19 protein-coding genes and 1 tRNA gene are annotated in these 21,941 nt (G+C 70.5%); 13 read left to right on the top strand and 7 right to left on the bottom strand.

Features of this window, described 5'->3' with window-relative positions:
* Positions 1-686 precede the first annotated feature (686 nt).
* The 6 genes from paaA (at position 687) to ACZ49J_RS08745 (ending at position 5,699) form a co-directional block, all read left to right on the top strand.
* Positions 687-1,697 carry a 1,2-phenylacetyl-CoA epoxidase subunit PaaA gene (paaA, locus tag ACZ49J_RS08770; protein ID WP_467446811.1) on the top strand — a complete coding sequence of 337 codons (1,011 nt, stop codon included), beginning with the start codon at positions 687-689 and terminating at the stop codon, positions 1,695-1,697.
* Positions 1,694-1,981 (top strand): 1,2-phenylacetyl-CoA epoxidase subunit PaaB, encoded by a 288-nt coding sequence (gene paaB, locus ACZ49J_RS08765; RefSeq protein ID WP_467446809.1) that lies wholly within the window; start codon positions 1,694-1,696, stop codon positions 1,979-1,981. The genes paaA and paaB overlap by 4 nt, the downstream gene beginning before the upstream one ends.
* 32 nt (positions 1,982-2,013) lie before the next feature.
* Positions 2,014-2,796: a 1,2-phenylacetyl-CoA epoxidase subunit PaaC gene (gene paaC / locus ACZ49J_RS08760; RefSeq protein ID WP_468348444.1), complete on the top strand. Its 783-nt coding sequence runs from the start codon at positions 2,014-2,016 to the stop codon at positions 2,794-2,796.
* Positions 2,790-3,365 (top strand): 1,2-phenylacetyl-CoA epoxidase subunit PaaD, encoded by a 576-nt coding sequence (gene paaD / locus ACZ49J_RS08755; protein WP_467446806.1) that lies wholly within the window; start codon positions 2,790-2,792, stop codon positions 3,363-3,365. Before paaC ends, paaD begins: the two co-directional genes overlap by 7 nt.
* Positions 3,365-4,429 (top strand): 1,2-phenylacetyl-CoA epoxidase subunit PaaE, encoded by a 1,065-nt coding sequence (gene paaE / locus ACZ49J_RS08750; RefSeq protein WP_467446805.1) that lies wholly within the window; start codon positions 3,365-3,367, stop codon positions 4,427-4,429. Before paaD ends, paaE begins: the two co-directional genes overlap by 1 nt.
* A 130-nt stretch (positions 4,430-4,559) precedes the next feature.
* Entirely contained in the window at positions 4,560-5,699 is a 1,140-nt protein-coding gene (locus tag ACZ49J_RS08745) for an acyl-CoA dehydrogenase family protein (RefSeq protein WP_467446803.1), read from the top strand.
* A 58-nt stretch (positions 5,700-5,757) separates the two neighbouring features.
* Here the strand turns inward: ACZ49J_RS08745 and ACZ49J_RS08740 are convergent, their stop codons facing one another.
* From ACZ49J_RS08740 to ACZ49J_RS08725, 4 genes are all read right to left on the bottom strand, one after another.
* Positions 5,758-6,087, bottom strand: coding sequence for a rhodanese-like domain-containing protein (locus ACZ49J_RS08740; RefSeq protein WP_467447196.1), 330 nt, complete (start codon positions 6,085-6,087; stop codon positions 5,758-5,760).
* Between the two features lie 105 nt (positions 6,088-6,192).
* Positions 6,193-7,224 (bottom strand): J domain-containing protein, encoded by a 1,032-nt coding sequence (locus tag ACZ49J_RS08735; RefSeq protein WP_467446802.1) that lies wholly within the window; start codon positions 7,222-7,224, stop codon positions 6,193-6,195.
* Positions 7,225-7,548: 324 nt separating this feature from the next.
* Positions 7,549-8,979: a DUF2252 domain-containing protein gene (locus tag ACZ49J_RS08730; RefSeq protein ID WP_467446801.1), complete on the bottom strand. Its 1,431-nt coding sequence runs from the start codon at positions 8,977-8,979 to the stop codon at positions 7,549-7,551.
* 204 nt (positions 8,980-9,183) lie between these two features.
* Positions 9,184-9,552, bottom strand: coding sequence for a winged helix-turn-helix transcriptional regulator (locus ACZ49J_RS08725; protein ID WP_467446799.1), 369 nt, complete (start codon positions 9,550-9,552; stop codon positions 9,184-9,186).
* A gap of 251 nt (positions 9,553-9,803) precedes the next feature.
* Here ACZ49J_RS08725 and ACZ49J_RS08720 point away from each other — a divergent pair, with 251 nt between their 5' ends.
* On the top strand, positions 9,804-10,457 hold the full coding sequence (locus ACZ49J_RS08720) for an FMN-dependent NADH-azoreductase (RefSeq protein WP_467446798.1): 654 nt from the start codon (positions 9,804-9,806) through the stop codon (positions 10,455-10,457).
* A 382-nt stretch (positions 10,458-10,839) separates the two neighbouring features.
* On the opposite strand, the gene ACZ49J_RS08715 is transcribed toward ACZ49J_RS08720, so the two are convergent.
* A tRNA-Leu gene (locus ACZ49J_RS08715) sits at positions 10,840-10,923 on the bottom strand.
* A gap of 623 nt (positions 10,924-11,546) precedes the next feature.
* Here ACZ49J_RS08715 and ACZ49J_RS08710 point away from each other — a divergent pair.
* The 6 genes from ACZ49J_RS08710 (at position 11,547) to pknB (ending at position 19,648) form a co-directional block, all read left to right on the top strand.
* Positions 11,547-12,389, top strand: coding sequence for an FhaA domain-containing protein (locus ACZ49J_RS08710; protein WP_467446796.1), 843 nt, complete (start codon positions 11,547-11,549; stop codon positions 12,387-12,389).
* A 10-nt stretch (positions 12,390-12,399) separates the two neighbouring features.
* Positions 12,400-12,921 carry an FHA domain-containing protein FhaB/FipA gene (locus tag ACZ49J_RS08705; protein ID WP_467446795.1) on the top strand — a complete coding sequence of 174 codons (522 nt, stop codon included), beginning with the start codon at positions 12,400-12,402 and terminating at the stop codon, positions 12,919-12,921.
* 120 nt (positions 12,922-13,041) lie between these two features.
* The gene (locus ACZ49J_RS08700; RefSeq protein WP_468348435.1) at positions 13,042-14,568 is read left to right on the top strand and encodes a Stp1/IreP family PP2C-type Ser/Thr phosphatase; all 1,527 of its coding nucleotides are present in this window, start codon (positions 13,042-13,044) and stop codon (positions 14,566-14,568) included.
* Positions 14,569-14,595: 27 nt separating this feature from the next.
* Positions 14,596-16,035, top strand: coding sequence for an FtsW/RodA/SpoVE family cell cycle protein (locus ACZ49J_RS08695; protein ID WP_467446793.1), 1,440 nt, complete (start codon positions 14,596-14,598; stop codon positions 16,033-16,035).
* Positions 16,032-17,498 (top strand): peptidoglycan D,D-transpeptidase FtsI family protein, encoded by a 1,467-nt coding sequence (locus ACZ49J_RS08690; RefSeq protein ID WP_467446792.1) that lies wholly within the window; start codon positions 16,032-16,034, stop codon positions 17,496-17,498. Before ACZ49J_RS08695 ends, ACZ49J_RS08690 begins: the two co-directional genes overlap by 4 nt.
* 170 nt (positions 17,499-17,668) lie before the next feature.
* Positions 17,669-19,648 carry a Stk1 family PASTA domain-containing Ser/Thr kinase gene (gene pknB, locus ACZ49J_RS08685; RefSeq protein WP_467446791.1) on the top strand — a complete coding sequence of 660 codons (1,980 nt, stop codon included), beginning with the start codon at positions 17,669-17,671 and terminating at the stop codon, positions 19,646-19,648.
* A 138-nt stretch (positions 19,649-19,786) separates the two neighbouring features.
* Here pknB and ACZ49J_RS08680 read toward each other — a convergent pair whose 3' ends face one another.
* Together ACZ49J_RS08680 and ACZ49J_RS08675 are read right to left on the bottom strand one after the other, a co-directional pair.
* The gene (locus ACZ49J_RS08680) at positions 19,787-20,569 is read right to left on the bottom strand and encodes a class E sortase (RefSeq protein WP_467446790.1); all 783 of its coding nucleotides are present in this window, start codon (positions 20,567-20,569) and stop codon (positions 19,787-19,789) included.
* Between the two features lie 37 nt (positions 20,570-20,606).
* Positions 20,607-21,851: a class E sortase gene (locus tag ACZ49J_RS08675; protein WP_467447193.1), complete on the bottom strand. Its 1,245-nt coding sequence runs from the start codon at positions 21,849-21,851 to the stop codon at positions 20,607-20,609.
* Between the last annotated feature and the right edge of the window lie 90 nt (positions 21,852-21,941).

The raw sequence follows: 21,941 nt of genomic DNA, 5'->3' as shown, positions 1-21,941 counted from the left end.
ATGCGGGCGCCTTGTCCGGGGCGGAGCCAGGACTCGGGGCGGAGCCAGGACTCGGGGCGGAGCCAGGACTCGGGGTGAAAGCTGTGTCCGACGCGGAGTCAGGACTCGAGGTGAAGGCTGTCTCCGACGCGGAGGTGACATCCGGGGCGGGGTCGGCGTCAGGGACAGGGGCGGCGTCCGAGGCAGAGGCGGCCTCCGAGACGAGGCCGACATCCGAGGCGGAGCCGTCGGACGTGTCCGGCCCGCGCGAGGCGTCCGGCTCGCACGGGGCATGCGGCCCGCACTGGGCGTCCGGCCCGCCCGGGGCATCCGGCCCGCACTGGGCGTCCGGCCCGTGCGAGGCGTTCTCGCCCTCGTCGTACGCGTCCATTCCGCCCCGATTCCCGATGTTCCGGCCCGCTTGCCCGTCTCCCGGTCCGTTGTCGTCCCCGCCTGGTCGAGGGCGTGCTGCGTGCCGCCTCGTCCGGCCGCGGGCGCCGTACCGCGGTGTTCGCAACCGGAACGGTACTCAGGCCCGCCCACCCGGCGCAGCCACACCGGCGACAGCGGTCGCATCAGCAGACCAGTAATACCGGCGACCATGAGTTATCCACAGCTGTTGACACCTTACGCGGGCCGCCCCACCATTGAACCGAGCGGACCGAACGATCGGTCGGGAGCAAGGGAGTGAGGGTCGAGGGGGACCGATGACGACAGCAGCGCACCGGACTACCCGGACGCCGGAGGCGGACGGCCCGGCGGACGAGACCGCACTCGCGGCGGCGTACGAGACGGCGTTCGACGCCGCGGTGGCGGCCGACGAGCGCATCGAGCCGCGGGACTGGATGCCCGACGCCTACCGCGCCACGCTCGTCCGGCAGATCGCCCAGCACGCCCACTCCGAGATCATCGGAATGCAGCCGGAGGCCAACTGGATCACGCGGGCGCCCTCCCTGCGCCGCAAGGCGATCCTCATGGCCAAGGTCCAGGACGAGGCCGGGCACGGGCTGTATCTGTACAGCGCGGCGGAGACCCTCGGCACCAGCCGCGACGAGTTGCTCGACAAGCTGCACAGCGGCCGCCAGAAGTACTCGTCGATCTTCAACTACCCGACGCTCACCTGGGCCGACGTGGGCGCCATCGGCTGGCTGGTGGACGGCGCCGCGATCACCAACCAGGTGCCGCTGTGCCGCTGCTCCTACGGGCCGTACGCGCGCGCGATGGTCCGCATCTGCAAGGAGGAGTCCTTCCACCAGCGCCAGGGGTACGAGCTGCTGCTGGCCCTCAGCCGCGGCACCCCCGAACAGCACGAGATGGCCCAGGACGCGGTGAACCGCTGGTGGTGGCCGTCGCTGATGATGTTCGGTCCGCCCGACGACGAGTCGCAGCACTCCGCGCAGTCGATGGCGTGGAAGATCAAGCGCCATTCGAACGACGAGCTGCGCCAGCGCTTCGTGGACATCTGCGTCCCCCAGGCCGAGACACTCGGCCTCACGCTCCCGGACCCGGACCTCAGGTGGAACGAGGAGCGCGGGCACCACGACTTCGGCGAGATCGACTGGACGGAGTTCTGGGCGGTCCTCAAGGGCAACGGCCCGTGCAACGAACAACGGATCACCCAGCGCAGACGAGCTCACGACGAGGGCGCCTGGGTACGGGAAGCGGCCGCGGCGTACGCCGAGAAGCGCGCGGCCGGGAGCGGGGAGGCGGCGGCATGACCACCAGCGAATGGCCCCTGTGGGAGGTCTTCGTCCGCTCGCGCCGCGGTCTCTCGCACACCCACGCCGGCAGCCTGCACGCCCCGGACGCCGAGCTCGCCCTGCGCAACGCGCGCGACCTGTACACCCGGCGTGGCGAGGGCGTCTCCATCTGGGTCGTCCCCTCCACCGCCATCACGGCCTCCTCACCGGACGAGAAGGACCCGTTCTTCGAACCGGCCGCCGACAAGCCGTACCGCCACCCGACGTTCTACGAGATCCCGGAGGGGGTGAAGCACCTGTGACGGAGACGCCGGACACTACGGACACGATGGACATGATTGACACGATGGACACCAAGGAGACACCGGAGACCGCGGCAGCGGCCAGGGCACCTCGGCCCCGTGGTCCCGTTCCCCGCGCCGCGGCCCTGGCCCTGGGCGACGACGCGCTGGTGCTCTCGCACCGCCTGGGGGAGTGGGCGGGCCACGCCCCGGTCCTGGAGGAGGAGGTGGCGCTCGCCAACATCGCGCTCGATCTGCTGGGCCAGGCCAGGGTGCTGCTGTCGATGGCGGGGGACGAGGACGAGCTCGCCTACCTGCGCGAGGAGCGCGCCTTCCGCAATCTCCAGCTCGTCGAGCAGCCCAACGGCGACTTCGCCCACACGATCGCCCGCCAGCTGTACTTCTCCACCTACCAGCGACTCCTCTACGCCGGTCTCGCCGCCGGGGACGGCGCGTTCGCCGGGCTGGCCGCCAAAGCGGTCAAGGAGGTGGCCTACCACCAGGACCACGCCGAGCAGTGGACCCTGCGGCTCGGCGACGGCACGGACGTCAGCCACCAGCGGATGCAGCGGGCGTGCCAGGCGCTGTGGCGGTTCACCGGTGAGATGTTCCAGCCGGTGGAGGGCCTCGACGTCGACGTGGAGGCGATCCGGGCCGCCTGGCTGGATTCCGTGTCCACCGTCCTGCGCCGCGCGACGCTGGACGTTCCCGAAGGGCCGCAGTCCGGTGGGTGGAGCGCGGGCGCCGGGCGGCAGGGCCTGCACACCGAGCCCTTCGGGCGGATGCTCGCCGAGATGCAGCATCTGCACCGCAGTCACCCGGGGGCGTCGTGGTGACCTCGCCGACGCCCGCGACCTCCCTCGAGGCGGAGTTGCTCCGGCTGGCCGGCTCCGTGCCGGACCCCGAGCTGCCCGTGCTCACCCTGGAGGAGCTTGGCGTGGTCCGCTCGGTCCACGTCCGCTCGGAGGACTCGGTCGAGGTCGAGCTGACCCCGACGTACACGGGCTGTCCCGCCATTGAGGCGATGTCGCTCGACATAGAGCGGGTGCTGCACGAGCACGGCATCCGAGAGGTGTCCGTCCACACGGTGCTCACTCCGCCGTGGTCCACGGACGACATCTCGCCCGAAGGCCGTCGCAAGCTGCGGGAGTTCGGAATCGCGCCCCCACGGACGGGCCGGGCCTCCGGAGCGGTCCCGGTGACCCTCGGCCCGACCCGCACGACCGCGCCGGACATGAACGCGGGCACACGGGACATGGACACACGGGACCCCGACCCCGTGCGCTGCCCGCACTGCGGTTCGGCCGGCACCGAGTTGCTGAGCCGTTTCTCGTCCACCGCGTGCAAGGCGCTGCGGCGCTGTCTGGACTGCCGTGAACCGTTCGACCACTTCAAGGAGTTGTGATGGCCCGCTTCCACACACTCCGGGTGGCGGCGGTCGACCGGCTCACCGACGACTCCGTGGCCCTCACCTTCACCGTGCCACCGGAGCTCCGCGCGGAGTACCGGCACGCCCCCGGCCAGCATCTGGCCCTGCGCCGCACGGTCGACGGCACGGAGATCCGCCGTACGTACTCGATCTGTTCGCCGGCACCGGCACCCAGCACCGACGGCCCCCGGACCCTGCGGGTCGGGGTGCGGCTGGTCGAGGGCGGCGCCTTCTCCACCTACGCGCTGAAGGAGATCATCGCCGGCGACGAGGTGGAGGTGATGACCCCCGCGGGCCGCTTCACCCTGGAGCCGGCTCTCGGACAGTACGCGGCGGTCGTCGGCGGCAGCGGCATCACGCCGGTGCTGTCCATCGTGACGACGCTGCTGGCGCGGGAGCCCGGGGCGCGGTTCTGCCTCATACGCAGCGACCGGACGTCGGCCTCGATGATGTTCCTGGAGGAGGTCGCCGACCTCAAGGACCGGTTCCCCGAGCGGTTCCAGCTGGTGACGGTGCTCTCCCGCGAGGAACAGCAGGCGGGGCTGCCGTCCGGGCGGCTCGACCAGGAGCGGCTGAGCGGGCTGCTGCCGGTGCTGCTGCCGGTGGAGAAGGTGGCGGGGTGGTTCCTGTGCGGGCCGTTCGGCCTGGTGCAGGGGGCGGAGCGCGCACTGCGCGGGCTCGGCGTGGAGCGGGCCCGGATCCACGAGGAGATCTTCCACGTGGACGCCGCACCGGCGCCGGTCCCGGTCTCCCCGGCTCCTGCCCACAGTTCGGTGACCGTCCGGCTCGACGGCCGTGGCGGGACCTGGGAGGTGCGGGAGGGCGAATCACTGCTGGACACCGTGCTGCGCAACCGTCCTGACGCGCCCTACGCCTGCAAGGGCGGCGTGTGCGGAACCTGCCGGGCCTTCCTGGTGGCGGGCGAGGTCCGGATGGACCGCAACTTCGCGCTGGAACCGGATGAGACCGAGGCCGGATACGTGCTCGCGTGCCAGTCGCATCCAGCGACGGAGAAGGTGGAGCTGGACTTCGACCGCTGAGCGAGGACCTGGCCGAAACGTCCCGCGGTCAGTCCACGGACTGTCCACAGACACTCCCTGGACATTCCCTTCTTCTAGAACCTGTTCTATCTTGACGCTCCGTCAAGTCGGGGCGGAAGGGGACAGGACCGTGGACTTCACCTTCACCGAGGAGCAGCAGGCGGCGGTCGAGGCGGCTCAGGCGGTGTTCGCCGGGGTCGCGCCGGACGGGGTGCCCAGTCCGGCGCTCACTCCCGGTGCCGTGGCCGACGACTTCGACCGCGCGTTGTGGGCGAAGCTCGCCGACGCGGACCTGTTGAGCCTGCTGCTGGAGCCGGAGTACGGCGGGGCGGGGCTGGACAGCGTCGCGCTGTGCCTGGTGTTGCGCGAATCGGCGAAGGTCCTGGCGCGGGTGCCGCTGCTGGAGAGCACGGCCGCCGCGGTGGCCGTACAGGCGCACGGCGGCGAGGAGCTGAAGGCCGGGCTGCTGGCGCGGGCGGGCCGGGGCGAGACGGTGCTGACCGTCGCGGCGAACGGCCGGACCGGCCACGACCCGGCCGAGCTCGCCGTGACCGCACGACACGAGGGCGACGGGACCTGGGTCCTGGACGGAGTGCAGACGGCGGTGCCCTGGGCGCACAACGCCGACTTCGTCCTCGTCCCCGCACACGCCCCGGCCACCGGACGCACCGTGCTCGCGCTCGTGCCCCGGGTGCATGAGGGAGTCGTGATCGCGGAGCAGTTCTCGACATCGGGCGAGCGGCTCGGCGAGCTGTGCCTGGAGTCCGTGAGGCTCTCCTCTCGGGACGTCCTCGACGCCGACGGGGCGTGGGAGTGGCTGCGTGCGCTGCTGGCCACGGGGACCTGCGCGCTGGCGCTCGGTCTGGGCGAGGGCGTGCTCGGCATGACCAGCGAGTACGCGGGGAAGCGTGAGCAGTTCGGGTTCCCGATCGCCACGTTCCAGGCCGTCGCCGTGCAGGCGGCGGACCGCTACATCGACCTGCGCGCGATGGAGGCGACCCTGTGGCAGGCGGCGTGGCGCGTCGGTTCGGGGGCGGCGGGCGCACTGCCGCCCGCGGGGGACGTGGCGGTGGCCAAGATCTGGGCCTCGGAGGGCGTGCGCCGGGTCGTGCAGACGGCCCAGCACCTGCACGGCGGCTTCGGCGCCGACACCGACTACCCGCTCCACCGGTACCACGCCTGGGCCAAGCATCTGGAGCTGTCCCTCGGCCCGGCGGCGGCGCACGAGGAGGCCCTGGGTGACCTGCTGGCGACGCACCCCCTCGGGTGACGCCCGGCCGGCGCGCGGATAACGCCGCCCGGCCGGGCCGGACCCGCCCCAGCTCTGCCTACAGCACGAAGCCGGGCTGCCCCTTCTCGTCCACGACCGCACGTCCGCTGGCCGCCCAGACCTGCATGCCGCCGTCGACGTTCACGGCGTCGATGCCCTGCTGGACCAGGTACATCGCGACCTGTGCCGAGCGTCCGCCGCTGCGGCAGATCACATGGACGCGCCCGTCCCGCGGTGCCGCCTCGGTGAACTCGCCGTAGCGGGCCACGAACTCACTGATGGGGATGTGCAGCGCTCCCTCGGCGTGACCCGCCTGCCACTCGTCGTCCTCACGGACATCCAGCAGAAAGTCACCGTCCGCGAGGTCCGCGACCTCGACCGTGGGCACACCAGCTCCGAAATGCATGGACCCGACGCTACCCGACCGAGCACGACGCCGTGTGGGCCGAGGCATCCGCGTGGTCCGCGATCGTGGTCCTGCCGGCCGAGCGGCCTAGCCGAGCAGCTCCGCCAGTTCAGCCTCGCGTGCGGCGACCTGGGCGAGGAGCTGTTCGGCGATCTCGTCGAGGAGGCGGTCGGGATCGTCCGGCGCCAAGCGCAGCATCGCACCGATCGCGCCCTCCTCCAGCTCCCGGGCGACCAGGGTGAGCATCTCCTTGCGCTGGGCGAGCCATTCGAGGCGGGCGTAGAGCTCCTCGCTGCGGCTCGGCCTGCGCTCCTCGGGAACGGGACCCGCGTCCCACTCCTCGGAGAGCTCCCGCAGCAGCGCCTCGTCGCCCCGGCCGTACGCCGCGTTCACCCGGGCGATGAACTCGTCGCGCCGTTTGCGCTCACTGTCGTCCCGCGCCAGGTCGGGGTGCGCCTTGCGGACGAGTTCGCGGTAGAGCTTGCGGGCCTCCTCGCTGGGGCGTACCCGCTCCGGGGGCCGTACCGGCTGGTCCGTGAGCATCGCCGCGGCCTCCGGGAACAGTCCGTCCGAGTCCATCCAGCCGTGGAACAGCTCCTCCACACCGGGCATCGGCATGACCCGCGCGCGGGCCTCCTGGGCGGCACGGATGTCCTCCGGGGCGCCGGTGCGGGCGGCCCGCGCCTCGGCGATCTGCGCGTCCAGTTCGTCGAGCCGCGCGTACATCGGCCCGAGCTTCTGGTGGTGGAGCCGCGAGAAGTTCTCCACCTCGACCCGGAAGGTCTCGACGGCGATCTCGTACTCGATCAGCGCCTGCTCGGCCGCACGCACGGCCCGCTCCAGCCGCTCCTCGGGCCGCGCGGCCCCGGACTCGCCGACTCCGCTCGTCCCCACCCCTCCGGAACCGCTCCGGTCATCCGCGGCCGCCTCGGAGCCACCCGCGTCATGGCCGGAGCCCAGGGGGTCCGTGAACGGTGGCCGCCGCTCGCCGGAGCTGTTCCCGTGCTGCCCACCCTGCTCGGCAGCACCGGACGGCACCTCCGCAGGCGCGGCCGCCTCCTCCTGCGGACCTCCCGCTCGGGGGGCGGACTGGGACTGATCGGCTTCCGGGGTCGTCACCCGACCAGCGTAGGCCACGGCCCGATGGCCCACGGAGGTTCACCGACCCTGCAGGACCGGCGGCCACACCCGCCCGATCCCGAAAAACGGACCGCCTGACACCGATGGACGGGCCGCCCGACACCGAAGGACCGGCCGCCCGATCCCGCAGGACGGGCCCAGCCCCTGGCCCAAGCCTGCCCGCCACCGGAGCCCAGCCCGCTCGATTCCGGCGGCCTGCACGCCCACAAGCTCAGCCGCGCCGGTCGGTCACGCTCCCGGTCGCGGTCCCGTCCCACGCCCCGGTCCCCTCCCACGCCCCGGTCCCATCACACCCCGGCCCCATCACACACCCGGTTCCGCCGCGATCCGCCCCGCCCGGACCGCTGCCACCAGCGCGCTGTGGTCGGCTTCCGTGCGGTCCGCGTACGTGACCGCGAACGACGCGATCGCCTCGTCCAGTTCCTCGCTCTTGCCGCAGTAACCGGCGAGGAGCCGCGGGTCGGCGGTGTGGGTGTGGGCGCGGGCCAGCAGAGCGCCGGTCATGCGGGCATAGTCGTCTATCTGGTCGGCGGCGAGGGCTGCCGGGTCGACGCTGCCCTTGCGGTTGCGGAACTGCCGTACCTGGAAGGGGCGTCCCTCGACCGAGGTCCAGCCGAGCAGGATGTCGCTGACGACCTGCATCCGCTTCTGTCCGAGAACTACCCGGCGGCCCTCGTGGGGCACCTCAGGCGCCTCGAAGCCGGCCGCCGCCAGATGCGGGAGCAGCGCCGAGGGACGGGCCTCCTTGACCTGAAGAATCAGCGGCTCCCCGCGGTGGTCCAGCAGGAGGACGACGTAGGAGCGGGTGCCCACGCTGCCCGTGCCGACCACGCGGAACGCGACGTCGTGCGCCGCGTACCGGGCGAGGAGCGGCAGGCGGTCCTCGGACAGCGTCGTCAGGTACTCCTCCAGGGAGGCCGCCACCGCCGCGGCCTCCTCGTCCGGCACGCGGCGCAGCACCGGCGCGGCATCCACGAAGCGGCGGCTGCCGTCCTCCAGCACCTGTGTGGACTTCGCCGCGAACCGCCCGCTCGTGTTGGCCCGCGCCTTCTCCGACACCCGCTCCAGCGTGCCGAGCAGGTCGTGTGCGTCGGTGTGGGAGACCAGTTCCTCGTCCGCGATGGCGTTCCACGCGTCCAGTACCGGCAGCTTGGCGAGCAGGCGCACGGTGCGGCGGTACGCCCCCACCGTGTCGTGCGCCGCCTTGCGGCATCGCTCCTCATCCGCGCCCGCCTCCCGGCCCGCGAGAACGAGCGAGGTGGCGAGCCGCTTGAGATCCCATTCCCAGGGGCCGTGCACGGTCTCGTCGAAGTCGTTCAGATCGATGACCAGTCCGCCGCGCGCGTCCGCGTACAGGCCGAAGTTCGCCGCGTGCGCGTCACCGCAGATCTGGGCGCCTATGCCGGTCACCGGCGTGCGCGCGAGGTCGTACGCCATGAGGCCGGCCGATCCGCGCAGGAACGCGAAGGGGGTCGCCGCCATCCTGCCGACCCGGATCGGTGTGAGCTCGGGGAGCCGACCGCGGTTGGACTCCTCGACCGCGGCCGCCGCGTCGGGCCGGCCGGCGTCGAGGGTCAGCTCCGAGTGCGCACCGCGCCGCACCCGCGCGCGCAGCGTCTTCCCCTCCTCCTTGGGCGAGCCACCCTCCTCGGGCCACCGCGCGAAACCACGCACCCAGGGCACCCGCGCCCCGGCAGCAGCCTGTGCCTGAGGCACCGCATCGACCTCGGTCATTCCGACCGCCTCCCCCGCGCACGAACATCAACTCGGGACGACCGTACAGCCACTGGCCGAAACCCGTCAGACCCTGTGGACAACTCCCCGGTTGTGGACAACTCCCCGGTTGTGGACAACTCCCGGCTGTGGACAAACGTCGGGGCGGCACAGTCCTCGCCCCGTCTCCCGCCCCAGTCCCAGGTCCAGTCCCAGGTCCAGCCCTCAGCAGCCCGCCTTGCGCAGCGCACCTTCCGGCAGATACGTCGCCGCCCACATCTCGAGCTCCTTGAGCGCCGGTTCCAGCGCGGCCCCGGCCTCCGTGAGCCGGTACGTCACCCGCAGCGGCGGGCCCTCGTCCACCTCGCGCACGACCAGACCGGCCGCGCCGAGTTCCGTGAGGCGGTCGGAGAGCATGCGCTCGCTGATGCCCGGGATCGCCCTGCGCAGGTCGGAGAAGTACGCGGGGCGCGGCATCAGCACGGACACGATCGGGCCGGTCCAGCGCTTCCCGAGCACTTGGAAGACACGCGTAATGCCGCCGTCGACCCTCCGGCACGCCTCGGGGCCGTGCCCCTCCTGCTGCTCCGCCATGGGTCCAGGGTACTGACCCCCCGCAAGGGGATGAAAAAAAGTAAGTGACTGTGTTATTCATAGTTACGCACGGAGGTGCAGCAGCGTCACAAGCGCACCGCACCGCACCGCACTGCACCGCACTGCACCGCACCGACGCAGCCCCAAGCAACGCACGTCCAAAGACGCACGCCCAAGCAACGCCCCCCCAGACGCAGCCCCCAAAGACGCAAGCCCCACGAAACGCAACCCAAGAAGCGCTGGAGAACCCCATGGCCACCCTTCTGCACCTGGATTCCTCCGTGTTCCCGGTCGGCACCTCCGCCTCACGCGCTGTGACGGACACCTTCCGCAAGGCCTGGCAGGAGCAGCACCCGGAAGGCACGGTGATCTACCGCGACCTCTCCGTGGACCCGGTCCCGCACATCACGGCCGACTCGTTCACCGCCGGCTTCGCCGATCCAGCCGCGCACACACCCGAGCAGGCCGCGGCCTTCGCCGAGCGTGTGCGGCTCATCGAGGAACTGGAGAGCGCGGACGCGGTCCTGATCGGCGCCCCCATGTACAACTTCGCGATCCCCTCGACCCTCAAGGCGTGGCTGGACAACGTGATCCTCATGGGGCGCACCGCCCGTGCCGAGAACTCGAAGATCAAGGGAACGCCGGTGACGGTCATCGCCAGCCGCGGCGGCTCGTACGCGCCGGGCACTCCCCGGGAGCCGTACGAGTACGTGCAGAACTACCTGCAGGCCGTCCTCAAGGACATGCTCGAACTGGACGTCGACTTCATCGTCCCCGAGCTGACGCTGGCCGCGTCCAGGCCCGAGATGGCCGAACTGGTCCCGCTCGCGGAGGCCTCGCGCACCAAGGCCCTGGAGGATGCCGCCGCCAAGGCCAAGACCCTCGCGGAGCGCCTTGCGGCGTGACCCGCGCCCGGTCACGGCGGCACGGCTAGCAGCCGCGGTGACCGGACACACCCCGCACAGAGGCAGGGCCCTGACCGTGAGGTTTGTCACGGTCAGGGCCCTGCCGCACGACCGCCCCGGCCGTGCGATGCCTCACATCTCCAACCCGGCCCGCGCCCACGACCCGCGCCCACGACCCGCGCCCACGGCTGCGACCGTCGTGGTGCCGCAGCACCACAGCCCACGCCCCTCAGTACGCACCTCGCCGGCGCTCCCGCACCCGCACCGCACGCACGAATACGCACGCACGGATAACGCACGCACCCCTGCCAACACAACGAGAAACGGGCCTCCACCAGGACTTTCGTCCGTGGTGAAGACCCGTTCCATCGGTTCTTCGCTGTGCGCGAGGGGGGAGTTGAACCCCCACGCCCTTGCGGGCACTGGAACCTGAATCCAGCGCGTCTGCCTATTCCGCCACCCGCGCATTGGGTGTGTCCTCGGGCTCCTGCTCCTTGCGGCGCCGGCGCCTTCCGACATCCAGAAGATTAGCACGCTGCAGACGGTGGGTTCACATCACTTGTCCCGGGCCGCCGCCAGGACGAACCTCCACCCCTCGTCAGAGCGGCGTCCGCATGCCTTTCCCCTTCCCCCTCCCTCGCGCGCACCACGAGACGCCCGCCGCCGCCCGCCCGCCGGCCCCGCCGCCCCAAACCCTGTCGCACCCTCCCGGGCCCCTACCGACGTGCCCGCCGGCCCCGCGTCCGTGTGCAGCGCCACACCTCCGCCCGTGTCTCAACGTGTCCCGGTTCACGTATCAACCTCGTACCGGTCCCGGCCATCTCCCCATGAGGCGGGCAGGGTCCACAGCCGGGTGCGGGACACTGGTCTCGCACCCCCTCTACGATCCATGGCAGAAACGTCGGCAGGAGTACGCCACGAAGAGTTCGAAGGGGTGCTCCGCAGGGAATCCGGCAGAGGACTTCAGTGGGCGTCGACACCCGTCGACCGGGCCGACAGGGGGAACCAGCCGATTTCCCGGCGCGTGGATACGATCAGTAAGCAGTACGGACGCAGGATGCAGGACGACAGCGACGGAGGAGGTGCCCCATGGGAGTCCTGAAGAAGTTCGAGCAACGCCTCGAAGGTCTGGTCAACGGCACCTTCGCCAAGGTGTTCAAGTCCGAGGTCCAGCCGGTGGAGATCGCCGGCGCGCTCCAGCGGGAGTGCGACAACAACGCGACCATCTGGAACCGCGACAGGACCGTCGTCCCCAACGACTTCATCGTGGAGCTGAGCACGCCCGACTACGAGCGCCTCAGCCCCTACTCCGGCCAGCTCGGCGACGAGCTCGCCGGCATGGTGCGCGACTACGCCAAGCAGCAGCGCTACACCTTCATGGGCCCCATCAAGGTCCACCTGGAGAAGGCCGACGACCTCGACACCGGCCTGTACCGGGTACGCAGCCGTACGCTCGCCTCCTCCAGCAACCAGCAGGCCCCCGCGTCCGCACCGGCCGGCGGCCGCCCCGGCGCCGGTGGCCAGGGCGGCTACGGCTACCCGCCGGCCGCCGCACCCGCGGGCGCTCCGCCCATGCCGTCCGCGCCGCCGCCCGGGAGCCGCCCCGGCGCCGCGCCCTACGGCCAGCGGCCCGCCCCCGCGGCGGGCGGTCGCACGCGCCACTGGGTCGAGATCAACGGCACCCGCCATCAGATCTCCCGCCCGACGCTGGTGCTCGGCCGTAGCACCGAAGCCGACGTGCGGATCGACGACCCCGGCGTGTCCCGCCGGCACTGCGAGATCCGGACCGGAACGCCCTCGACGATCCAGGATCTCGGGTCCACCAACGGCATCGTGGTGGACGGGCAGCACACCACCCGCGCTACGCTCCGCGACGGCTCGCGGATCGTCGTGGGCAGCACCACCATCATTTACCGGCAAGCCGAAGGGTGAAGCGGGGGCAATGTCAGAGCTGACCCTCACGGTCATGCGGCTGGGTTTCCTGGCCGTACTGTGGCTGTTCGTGATCGTGGCCGTGCAGGTCATCCGCAGCGACCTGTTCGGTACGCGCGTCACCCAGCGCGGGTCCAGGCGTGAGAGCGCGCGGCCGCAGCAGGTCGCGCGCCAGGCACCTCCGCAGCAGCGCGGCCAGCAGTCCGGCGGTGGCGGCGGTGGCCGCCAACGCCGCGGAGCCCCCACCAAGCTCGTCGTCTCCGAGGGCACCCTCGCGGGCACGACCGTCGCTCTGCAGGGGCAGACCATCACGCTGGGCCGCGCCCACGACAGCACCATCGTGCTGGACGACGACTACGCCTCCAGCAGGCATGCCAGGATCTACCCGGACCGTGACGGCCAGTGGATCGTCGAGGACCTCGGATCCACCAACGGCACGTACCTCGACCGGAACCGACTGACGACCCCCACGCCGATCCCGCTGGGAGCGCCGATCCGCATCGGCAAAACCGTCATCGAGCTGCGGAAGTAGTACGACAATGAGCGAGCGGAGCGAGCACGCAACGGCGGCCCACACTCCGGGCCCCGGCGCGCTCCCGACCGGAGGGTGGGCACCGTGCGGATGTACCCGGAGCCGACGGGCGAGGTGCGCATGAGTCTGTCACTGCGCTTCGCCGCCGGATCGCACAAAGGCATGATCCGCGAGGGCAACGAGGACTCGGGCTACGCGGGACCGCGCCTGCTCGCGATCGCCGACGGCATGGGCGGCCAGGCCGCCGGTGAGGTCGCCTCCTCCGAGGTGATCTCCACCATCGTCGCCCTCGACGACGACATCCCCGGCTCCGACATCCTCACCTCGCTCGGCACCGCCGTACAGCGCGCCAACGACCAGCTGCGCGCCATGGTCGAGGAGGACCCCCAGCTCGAGGGCATGGGCACCACCCTGACCGCCCTGCTGTGGACCGGCCAGCGCCTCGGCCTCGTCCACGTCGGCGACTCCCGCGCCTACCTCCTGCGCGACGGCGTCCTCACCCAGATCACCCAGGACCACACCTGGGTGCAGCGCCTCGTCGACGAGGGACGCATCACCGAAGAGGAAGCCACGACCCACCCGCAGCGCTCCCTGCTGATGCGCGCGCTGGGCAGCGGCGACCACGTCGAGCCCGACCTCTCCATCCGCGAGGTCCGCGCCGGCGACCGCTACCTGATCTGCTCCGACGGCCTGAGCGGCGTCGTGTCCCACCAGACGATGGAGGACACCCTCGCCAGCTACCAGGGCCCGCAGGAGACCGTGCAGGAGCTGATCCAGCTCGCCCTGCGCGGCGGCGGACCCGACAACATCACGGTCATCGTGGCCGACGTCCTCGACATCGACTCCGGCGACACCCTGGCCGCCCAGCTCTCCGACACCCCCGTCGTGGTGGGCGCCGTCGCCGAGAACCAGCACCAGCTGCAGGACAACGGCGCCATGCAGACCCCGGCCGGCCGCGCGTCCAGCCTCGGCCGCCAGGCGCCCGGACAGGGCGGCGGCGAGTTCGGCCCGCCCGGCTCCGGCGACACCACCGGCTACGCCCCCTCCGACAGCTTCGGCTCGTACACCGACGACGACTTCGTCAAGCCCCGCAAGAAGGGCAGGTGGCTGAAGAGATCGTTCTACTCCCTGCTCGCCCTCGCCGTGATCGGCGGCGGAGCCTACGGCGGCTACCAGTGGACGCAGACCCAGTACTACGTCGGCACCAAGGACGACCACGTCGCGCTCTACCAGGGCATCAGCCAGGACCTGGCCTGGGTCTCGCTCTCGAAGGTCGCGAAGGACCACCCCGAGATCGAACTCAAGTACCTGCCGCCGTACCAGCAGAACCAGGTCAAGGCCACGATCGCCGAAGGCGGCCTCAAGGACGCCCAGGCGAAGATCGAGGAGCTCTCCACCCAGGCGTCCGCGTGCAAGAAGGACGCTGAGCGCCGCGAGGCCGAGAGCCGTAATAACTCAAAGACGGGCGAGGGCGAGGCCGGAGGGGTCACGGGAACCACTCGGTCCTCCCTCACGTCAAAGGCATCACCGTCGCCGACGTCGACGCCATCGGGGTCAGCGACGCCATCACCCACACCGACACCCACACCCGGCCCCAGCCTCTCCGAGGAGGAGCAGAAGCTGGTCTCGCTGTGCGGGAAGCAGTAGGCAAGCCGTGAGGGGCCTCGTCACAAGATGAGCAGTACTACCAACTCACCGACGCACCACACGTCCACGATCGGCGCCATCGGCGCACCGAGCCGACGCAACACCGAGCTCGCGCTGCTGGTGTTCGCCGTGGTGATCCCGGTGTTCGCCTACGCCAACGTGGGCCTCGCCATCAACGACGAGGTCCCCGCCGGCCTGCTCGGCTACGGGCTCGGGCTGGGCCTCCTGGCGGGCGTGGGCCATCTGGTCGTCAGAAAGTTCGCGGCCTACGCGGACCCGCTGCTGCTGCCAGTGGCCACACTGCTCAACGGGCTCGGGCTTGTGCTCATCTGGCGCCTCGACCAGTCGGAGCGGCTGCAACAGCTCGCCAAGAGCGTCTACGGGGTCTTCACCCCGTCGGCCCCGAAACAGCTGATGTTCGCGGCCGCCGGTCTCGCGCTGTTCGTCGCGGTGCTCATCCTCCTCAAGGACCACCGCATCCTGCAGCGCTACACCTACATCTCGATGGCCGTCGCCATCGTGCTGCTGCTCCTGCCGCTGGTACCCGGACTCGGAGCCGACACCTTCGGCGCCAAGATCTGGATCAGGATCCCCGGTGCGGGCACGATCCAGCCCGGAGAGTTCGCGAAGATCATCATCGTGATCTTCTTCTCCGGCTACCTCATGGTGAAGCGCGACGCGCTGGCACTGGCCAGCCGCCGCTTCATGGGCCTCTACCTGCCCCGTGGCCGCGACCTCGGCCCGATCATCACCATCTGGGTCGTCAGCCTGCTCATCCTCGTCTTCGAGAACGACCTCGGTTCGTCACTGCTGTTCTTCGGCATGTTCGTGATCATGCTGTACGTCGCCACCGAGCGCACCAGCTGGATCGTGATCGGCCTGCTGATGTCCGCCGTCGGCGCCGTCACAGTGGCCTCGTTCGCCGGCCACGTCCAGTCCCGTGTCAACGCCTGGCTGGACCCCTGGAGCTGCTACCAGGACTCCAACGCCTGCAACCAGATCGGCCAGTCGATCATGGCCTTCGGGTCCGGCGGTGTCATGGGCACCGGCCTCGGACAGGGCAACTCCGACCTCATCGGCTTCGCCGCCAACTCCGACTTCATCTTCTCCACCGTCGGTGAGGAACTGGGCCTGGCCGGCGTCATGGCCTTCCTCCTGCTCTACGGCCTGATCATCGAGCGTGGTGTGCGCACCGCGCTGGCCGCCCGCGACCCCTTCGGCAAGCTCTTCGCGGTCGGCCTGTCCGGCGCCTTCGCCCTGCAGGTGTTCGTGGTCGCCGGTGGCGTCATGGGCCTCATTCCGCTGACCGGTATGACCATGCCGTGGCTCGCGGCCGGTGGCTCCTCCGTGATCGCGAACTGGGCGCTCATCGGCATCCTGATCCGCATCAGCGACACGGCCCGCCGCCCGGCACCCGCTCCCGCCGCCAACCCCGACGCCGAGATGACCCAGGTGGTCCGACCGTGAACAAGCCCCTGCGCCGCATCGCGATCTTCTGCGGGCTCCTCGTCCTCGCCCTGCTCATCCGCGACAACTGGATCCAGTACGTCCAGGCCGACTCCCTGCAGACACGCGAGGAGAACCGCCGCGTCTCCATCGAGCGCTACGCCACCCCCCGCGGCGACATCATCGTCGACGGCAAGGCCATCACCGGGTCCGTCGCCACCGAGGGCACCGACTTCAAGTACAAGCGCACCTGGAAGAACGGCGAGATGTGGGCGCCCGTCACCGGATACGCCTCCCAGGCCGTCGGCGCCACCCAGCTGGAGAGCCTCGAGGACGGCATCCTCACCGGCAACGACGACCGCCTCTTCTTCCGCAACACCCTCGACATGCTCACGGGGAAGAAGAAGGAGGGCGGCAGCGTCGTCACCACCCTCAACGCCGCCGCGCAGAAGGCGGCCTTCGAGGGCCTCGGTGACAAGAAGGGCGCCGTCGCGGCCATCGACCCGTCCACGGGCGCGATCCTGGCGCTGGCCTCCACCCCCTCGTACGACCCGTCCACCTTCGCCGGCGTCAGCTCCAAGGACGGCGAGACCTTCCAGAAGCTGGAGAAGGACAAGGACAAGCCGATGCTGAACCGGGCGCTGCGCGAGACGTACCCGCCCGGCTCGACCTTCAAGGTGGTCACCGCCGCCGCCGCGCTGGAGAACGGCGAGGTGGGCGGCATCGACGAGGCCACCGACACCCCGGACCCGTACCCGCTGCCCCTGACGACCGGGGCGAAACCCCTCACCAACGAGCACGGCGACTGCGAGAACGCCACCCTGCGCGACGCACTCGAGGTCTCCTGCAACACCGTCTTCGCCAACCTCGCCGACAAGGTCGGCAACGACAAGATGATCGAGCAGGCCAACAAGTTCGGCTTCAACGAATCCAAGCTCGACATCCCCGTCCGCGCCGCCGAGAGCGTCTACCCCAAGGACAACCGGCCGCAGAACGCCATGGACGGCATCGGCCAGGCCTCCAACCGCGCCACCCCGCTGCAGATGGCCATGGTCGCCTCCGCCATCGCCAACGACGGCAAGCTGATGAAGCCCTACATGGTCGACCAGCTGCGCGCCTCCAACCTCGACGTCATCGAGACCCACGAGCCCGAGGAACTCTCCCAGGCCGTCTCAGGCGACACCGCGCAGCAGCTGCAGGACATGATGGAGACCGTCGTCAAGTCCGGTACCGGCACCAACGCGCAGATCCCCGGTGTCACCGTCGGCGGCAAGACCGGAACCGCCCAGCACGGCCTCAACAACAGCGAGAAGCCGTACGCGTGGTTCATCTCATACGCCAAGACCGGCGACGGCGGCTCCCCCGTCGCCGTGGCCGTCGTCGTCGAGGACGGCAGCGCCAACCGTGACGACATCTCGGGTGGCGGTCTCGCCGCACCCATCGCAAAGAACGTGATGAAGGCAGTGATCGACAGCAAGAAGTGACCCCTGTCACGTCGCCTTCGCAACAGCGCACGTTGCGATACCGGTCCTGTATCGAGTGACGCGACCCACCAGGTCACGCAAGGCGAGCCGGGTACCGTATGCCCGGACAGCACACCGCCGGACCACACGTGGGTGCGGTCGGGACCGACGGAGAGGGCTGGTAGGAAGCTATGGAAGAGCCGCGTCGCCTCGGCGGCCGGTACGAGCTGGGCCAGGTGCTCGGCCGTGGTGGCATGGCAGAGGTCTACCTCGCTATGGACACCCGCCTCGGCCGCACCGTGGCGGTGAAGACGCTGCGAGCGGACCTCGCGCGCGACCCCACCTTCCAGGCCCGGTTCCGCCGGGAGGCCCAGTCGGCCGCCTCGCTCAACCACCCCGCGATCGTCGCGGTCTACGACACGGGCGAGGACTACATCGACGGGGTCTCGATCCCGTACATCGTCATGGAGTACGTGGACGGCTCCACGCTGCGCGAACTGCTCCACTCCGGCCGCAAACTGCTCCCGGAGCGCGCCATGGAGATGACCATCGGCATCCTCCAGGGCCTGGAGTACGCCCACCGCAACGGCATCGTCCACCGCGACATCAAACCGGCCAACGTCATGCTGACGCGCACCGGCCAGGTCAAGGTGATGGACTTCGGCATCGCCCGCGCCATGGGCGACTCCGGCATGACGATGACCCAGACCGCGGCGGTCATCGGCACCGCCCAGTACCTGTCGCCCGAGCAGGCCAAGGGCGAGCAGGTCGACGCCAGATCCGACCTGTACTCGACCGGCTGCCTGCTCTACGAGCTGCTGACGGTCCGCCCGCCCTTCGTGGGCGACTCCCCGGTGGCCGTCGCCTACCAGCACGTACGGGAAGAGGCCCAGCCTCCTTCGGTCTTCGACCCCGAGATCACGCCCGAGATGGACGCGATCGTGCTGAAGGCCCTCGTCAAGGACCCGGACTACCGCTACCAGTCCGCCGACGAGATGCGCGCCGACATCGAGGCCTGCCTCGACGGCCAGCCCGTCGCGGCCACCGCGGCCATGGGCTCCGTCGGCTACGGCGCCTACCCGGACGACCAGCCGACGACGGCCCTGCGCGCCACGGACGCGGGCGCCACCACCATGCTGCCGCCGATGAACCCGGACGACGGCGGCTTCGGCTACGACGACCGCCAGGGCCGGCGCCGCCCGAAGAAGAACAACACCTCGACGATTCTGCTGGTCGTCGCGGGTGTCCTGGTCCTCGTCGGCGCCATCCTGATCGGCAAGTGGGCCTTCAGCGGCGGCGCGGGCCCCAGCGACACGGTCGCCACCCCCAACTTCGTCGGCGCCACCCAGAGCGAAGCCGAGCGGATGGCGACCAACGTCGACCTCAAGGTGGACATCACCAGGAAGGCCTGCGAGGACCAGAAGAAGGGCAACGTCTGCTCGCAGGACCCGCCGGCCAAGACCGACGTCAAGAAGGGCGAGACGATCAACCTGGTCGTGTCCACGGGCGCGCCCAAGATCGCCGTTCCCAGCGTCATCGGAGACGACATCGACAAGGCGCGGGCCACGTTGGAGGGCGACAAGTACCAGTTCAAGGTCGAGACGAAGGCGAAGGAGTCCCCGGAGGACCCGGGCCAGGTCCTGGAGCAGGACCCGACCTCCGGCACGGAGCTCGAGAAGGGCTCCACGATCACCCTCACCATCGCCAAGGAAGAGGAGAAGTCCACCGTCCCCGACGTCACCGGTCAGACCTGTGACGCCGCCAAGCAGCAGATGGAGCAGAACGACCTCACGGGCACCTGCACCGAGGTCGAGACCGACGACGACAACCTGGTCGGCAAGGTCATCGCCACCTCTCCCGCTGCCAACACCCAGGTCGACAAGAACTCCACGGTGACCATCCAGATCGGCAAGAAGGCCGAGCAGGAGGTCGTGACGGTGCCCAACGTCACCGGCCAGCGCCTGGAGGACGCCAGGGAGGCCTTGGAGAACGAGGGTCTGTCGGTGAACATCCAGGGTTCCCAGAACGACGACGCCATCGTCCTGGCCCAGAACCCCGGCGCCAACAGCCAGGTACCGGAGGGCACGGCGGTCACCCTCGTGACCCAGGACCAGGGCGGCAACAACGGGGGCAACGGCAACGGAGGCGGCTTCTTCGGAGGCATCGGCTAGGCAGACCCACCTCTTTGCCCGGAGGGCCCCCGACACCGAGTTGCACATGGTGTCGGGGGCCCTCTTGTTGAGGCCCGGCGGGACCTCGACACAGCCTGTGGAGGCAGGGTGACGGCCCTCTCACAGAGGACCGTCACCTCACCGCAACTCCTCCGGCAACGTCCGATCCGCGTCCACCTTCTCCACCCGCTCCAACTCCCCCCACACGACGTACCGGTACGTGGACGTGTACACAGGCGTGCAGGTCGTCAGCGTGATGTAGTGGCCCGGGTTCTTCCTGCCCGACTCCTTCGGGACGGGGGCCAGGACCTTGACGTTGTACTTCGAGGTCTCGGGGAGGATCGCGTAGACCTTGTAGACGTACCAGTCGTCCTTCGTCTCGAAGACGATGGGGTCGCCCTTCCTGATCTTGTCGATCTTGTGGAACTTGGCGCCGTGGCCGTCGCGGTGGGCGGCCAGGGAGAAGTTGCCGTTCTTGCCGCTGGTCGGGAGGGTCGCCTTGACCGGGTCGGTGTAGTAGCCCGCGACGCCGTCGTTCAGCAGCTTCGTCGACGTGCCCTTCCGGACCAGGATCTCGCCCTTCGACATCGACGGGACGTGCAGGAACCCGATGCCGTTCTTGGTGTTCAGGGCCCCGGGGCCGGTGTCCCGGTCCTCCTCCTGCGCCCAGGTGTCACGGACCTTGTCGCCCTGCCTGTCCGCCTCACGGTCCGCGACGACGTTCGTCCACCACAGCGAGTAGACGACGAACAGGCCGAGCACCAGACCCGCCGTGATGAGGAGTTCGCCGAAGACACTGACCGCCATCGCGACCCGGCCCATACGGCGGCGACGCGGCACCGCGGCCGAGGACACGGGCACGCCATCGGCCCGCTCGTCCTGTTCCTCCTGCTGCTCGCCGTGACCGGTGGTCGCTGCCACTTCAATCCGCCCCGTCTGTTCCAGGTACCGCGGGCTCCTACTGGACGAGCGCGTCCGGTTTGCCCTTGCTGCGCGGCCGTTCCTCGACCATCTTGCCCCACACGATCATCCGGTACTTACTGGTGAACTCCGGCGTACAGGTGGTGAGGGTGATGTAGCGCCCCGCCTTCGTGAAACCGGACCCCGCGGGGACCGGATCGAGGACACTGACGTTCGAGGGGGAGGTCACCGGCAGGATCGACGCCATGTCGTAGACGTAGTACTTGTCCTGCGTCTCGACCACGATCGGATCACCCGGCTTGAGACGGTTGATGTACCGGAACGGCTCACCGTGCGTGTTGCGGTGCCCCGCGATACCGAAGTTGCCCGTCTTGTCCCCGGGCATCGCCGTCTTGATGCTGTTCTCGTCGTAGTGCCCGACCATGCCACGGTCCAGGACCTTCGACTTGCTGATGCCCTCGGCGATCGGCACGACGACGTCCAGCTTCGGGATGTGCAGAATGGCGAACCCCTGTCCGGGCTCGAACGCCCCCGGCGCGCGCTTGCCGCTGGCCCACTCCTGCTGAAGGCTGCTCGCTTCCCTGCCCGCCTGCGCGTGCGCCCGGATGTTCGACCACCACAGCTGGTACGTCACGAACAGCAGCATCACCACACCCGTGGTGATGAACACCTCGCCGATCAGCCGACTCGCCACGACGCCCGCGCTGGGCTTGTTCGCCCGCGCCGCCCGCCGGGCCTCCACCCGCGATCGGGGCGCCGCCGCAGGCGTCCCGTCGGCCCTCTCGCCGTCCCGAGCGGCATGGGCGCCCTGAGCGCCTGGCGCCCCGTGAGCACCGCGCCGGGCCGCCCTTCGGCCACCCGTGGCTCCCGGGGCCTCCTGACCCCCTCCAGCGCCCCCATGGGCGCTGTGAGCGCCTCCCGCGCCTCCGTGCCGCCCATGCCGCTTGGCGGCCTTCCTACGGGCCGCACGGCCGCCGGGAGCCGGAGCCGGGGGTGTCGCAGCAGCCGCTCCCGCCGCACCGGGCGCCGAGCCCGCCCCGGGATTCGCCTCCTCGGCCTCCCGCACCCTGCGCCGCGCGTCCTCCACACGCAGCGCGACCGTCTCCTCGTCGACCGGCAGCGGCCGGTATCCGACCGTCCCCTCGTCGACCACCGGATGCTCCAGCCCCTCCGCGCCGAACGCGTACGACGCAGAAGGCGCGGAAGAGGCGGTGGGCGCGGAAGGCGCGGGCTCGTAGGAGCCCCCTGCTCCTCCCGGCTCGTACGACACCTGCGCCGACATCGGCGCCGACGCCTGCGGCTGCGGCTGCGGCTGCGGCTGCGGCTGCGGCTGCGGCTGCGGCTGCGGCTGCGGCTGCGCGTAATCCCGCCC

The sequence above is a fragment of the Streptomyces sp. NPDC030840 genome, from assembly GCF_055572015.1.
This window is presented reverse-complemented; position numbering and strand designations above follow the sequence as displayed.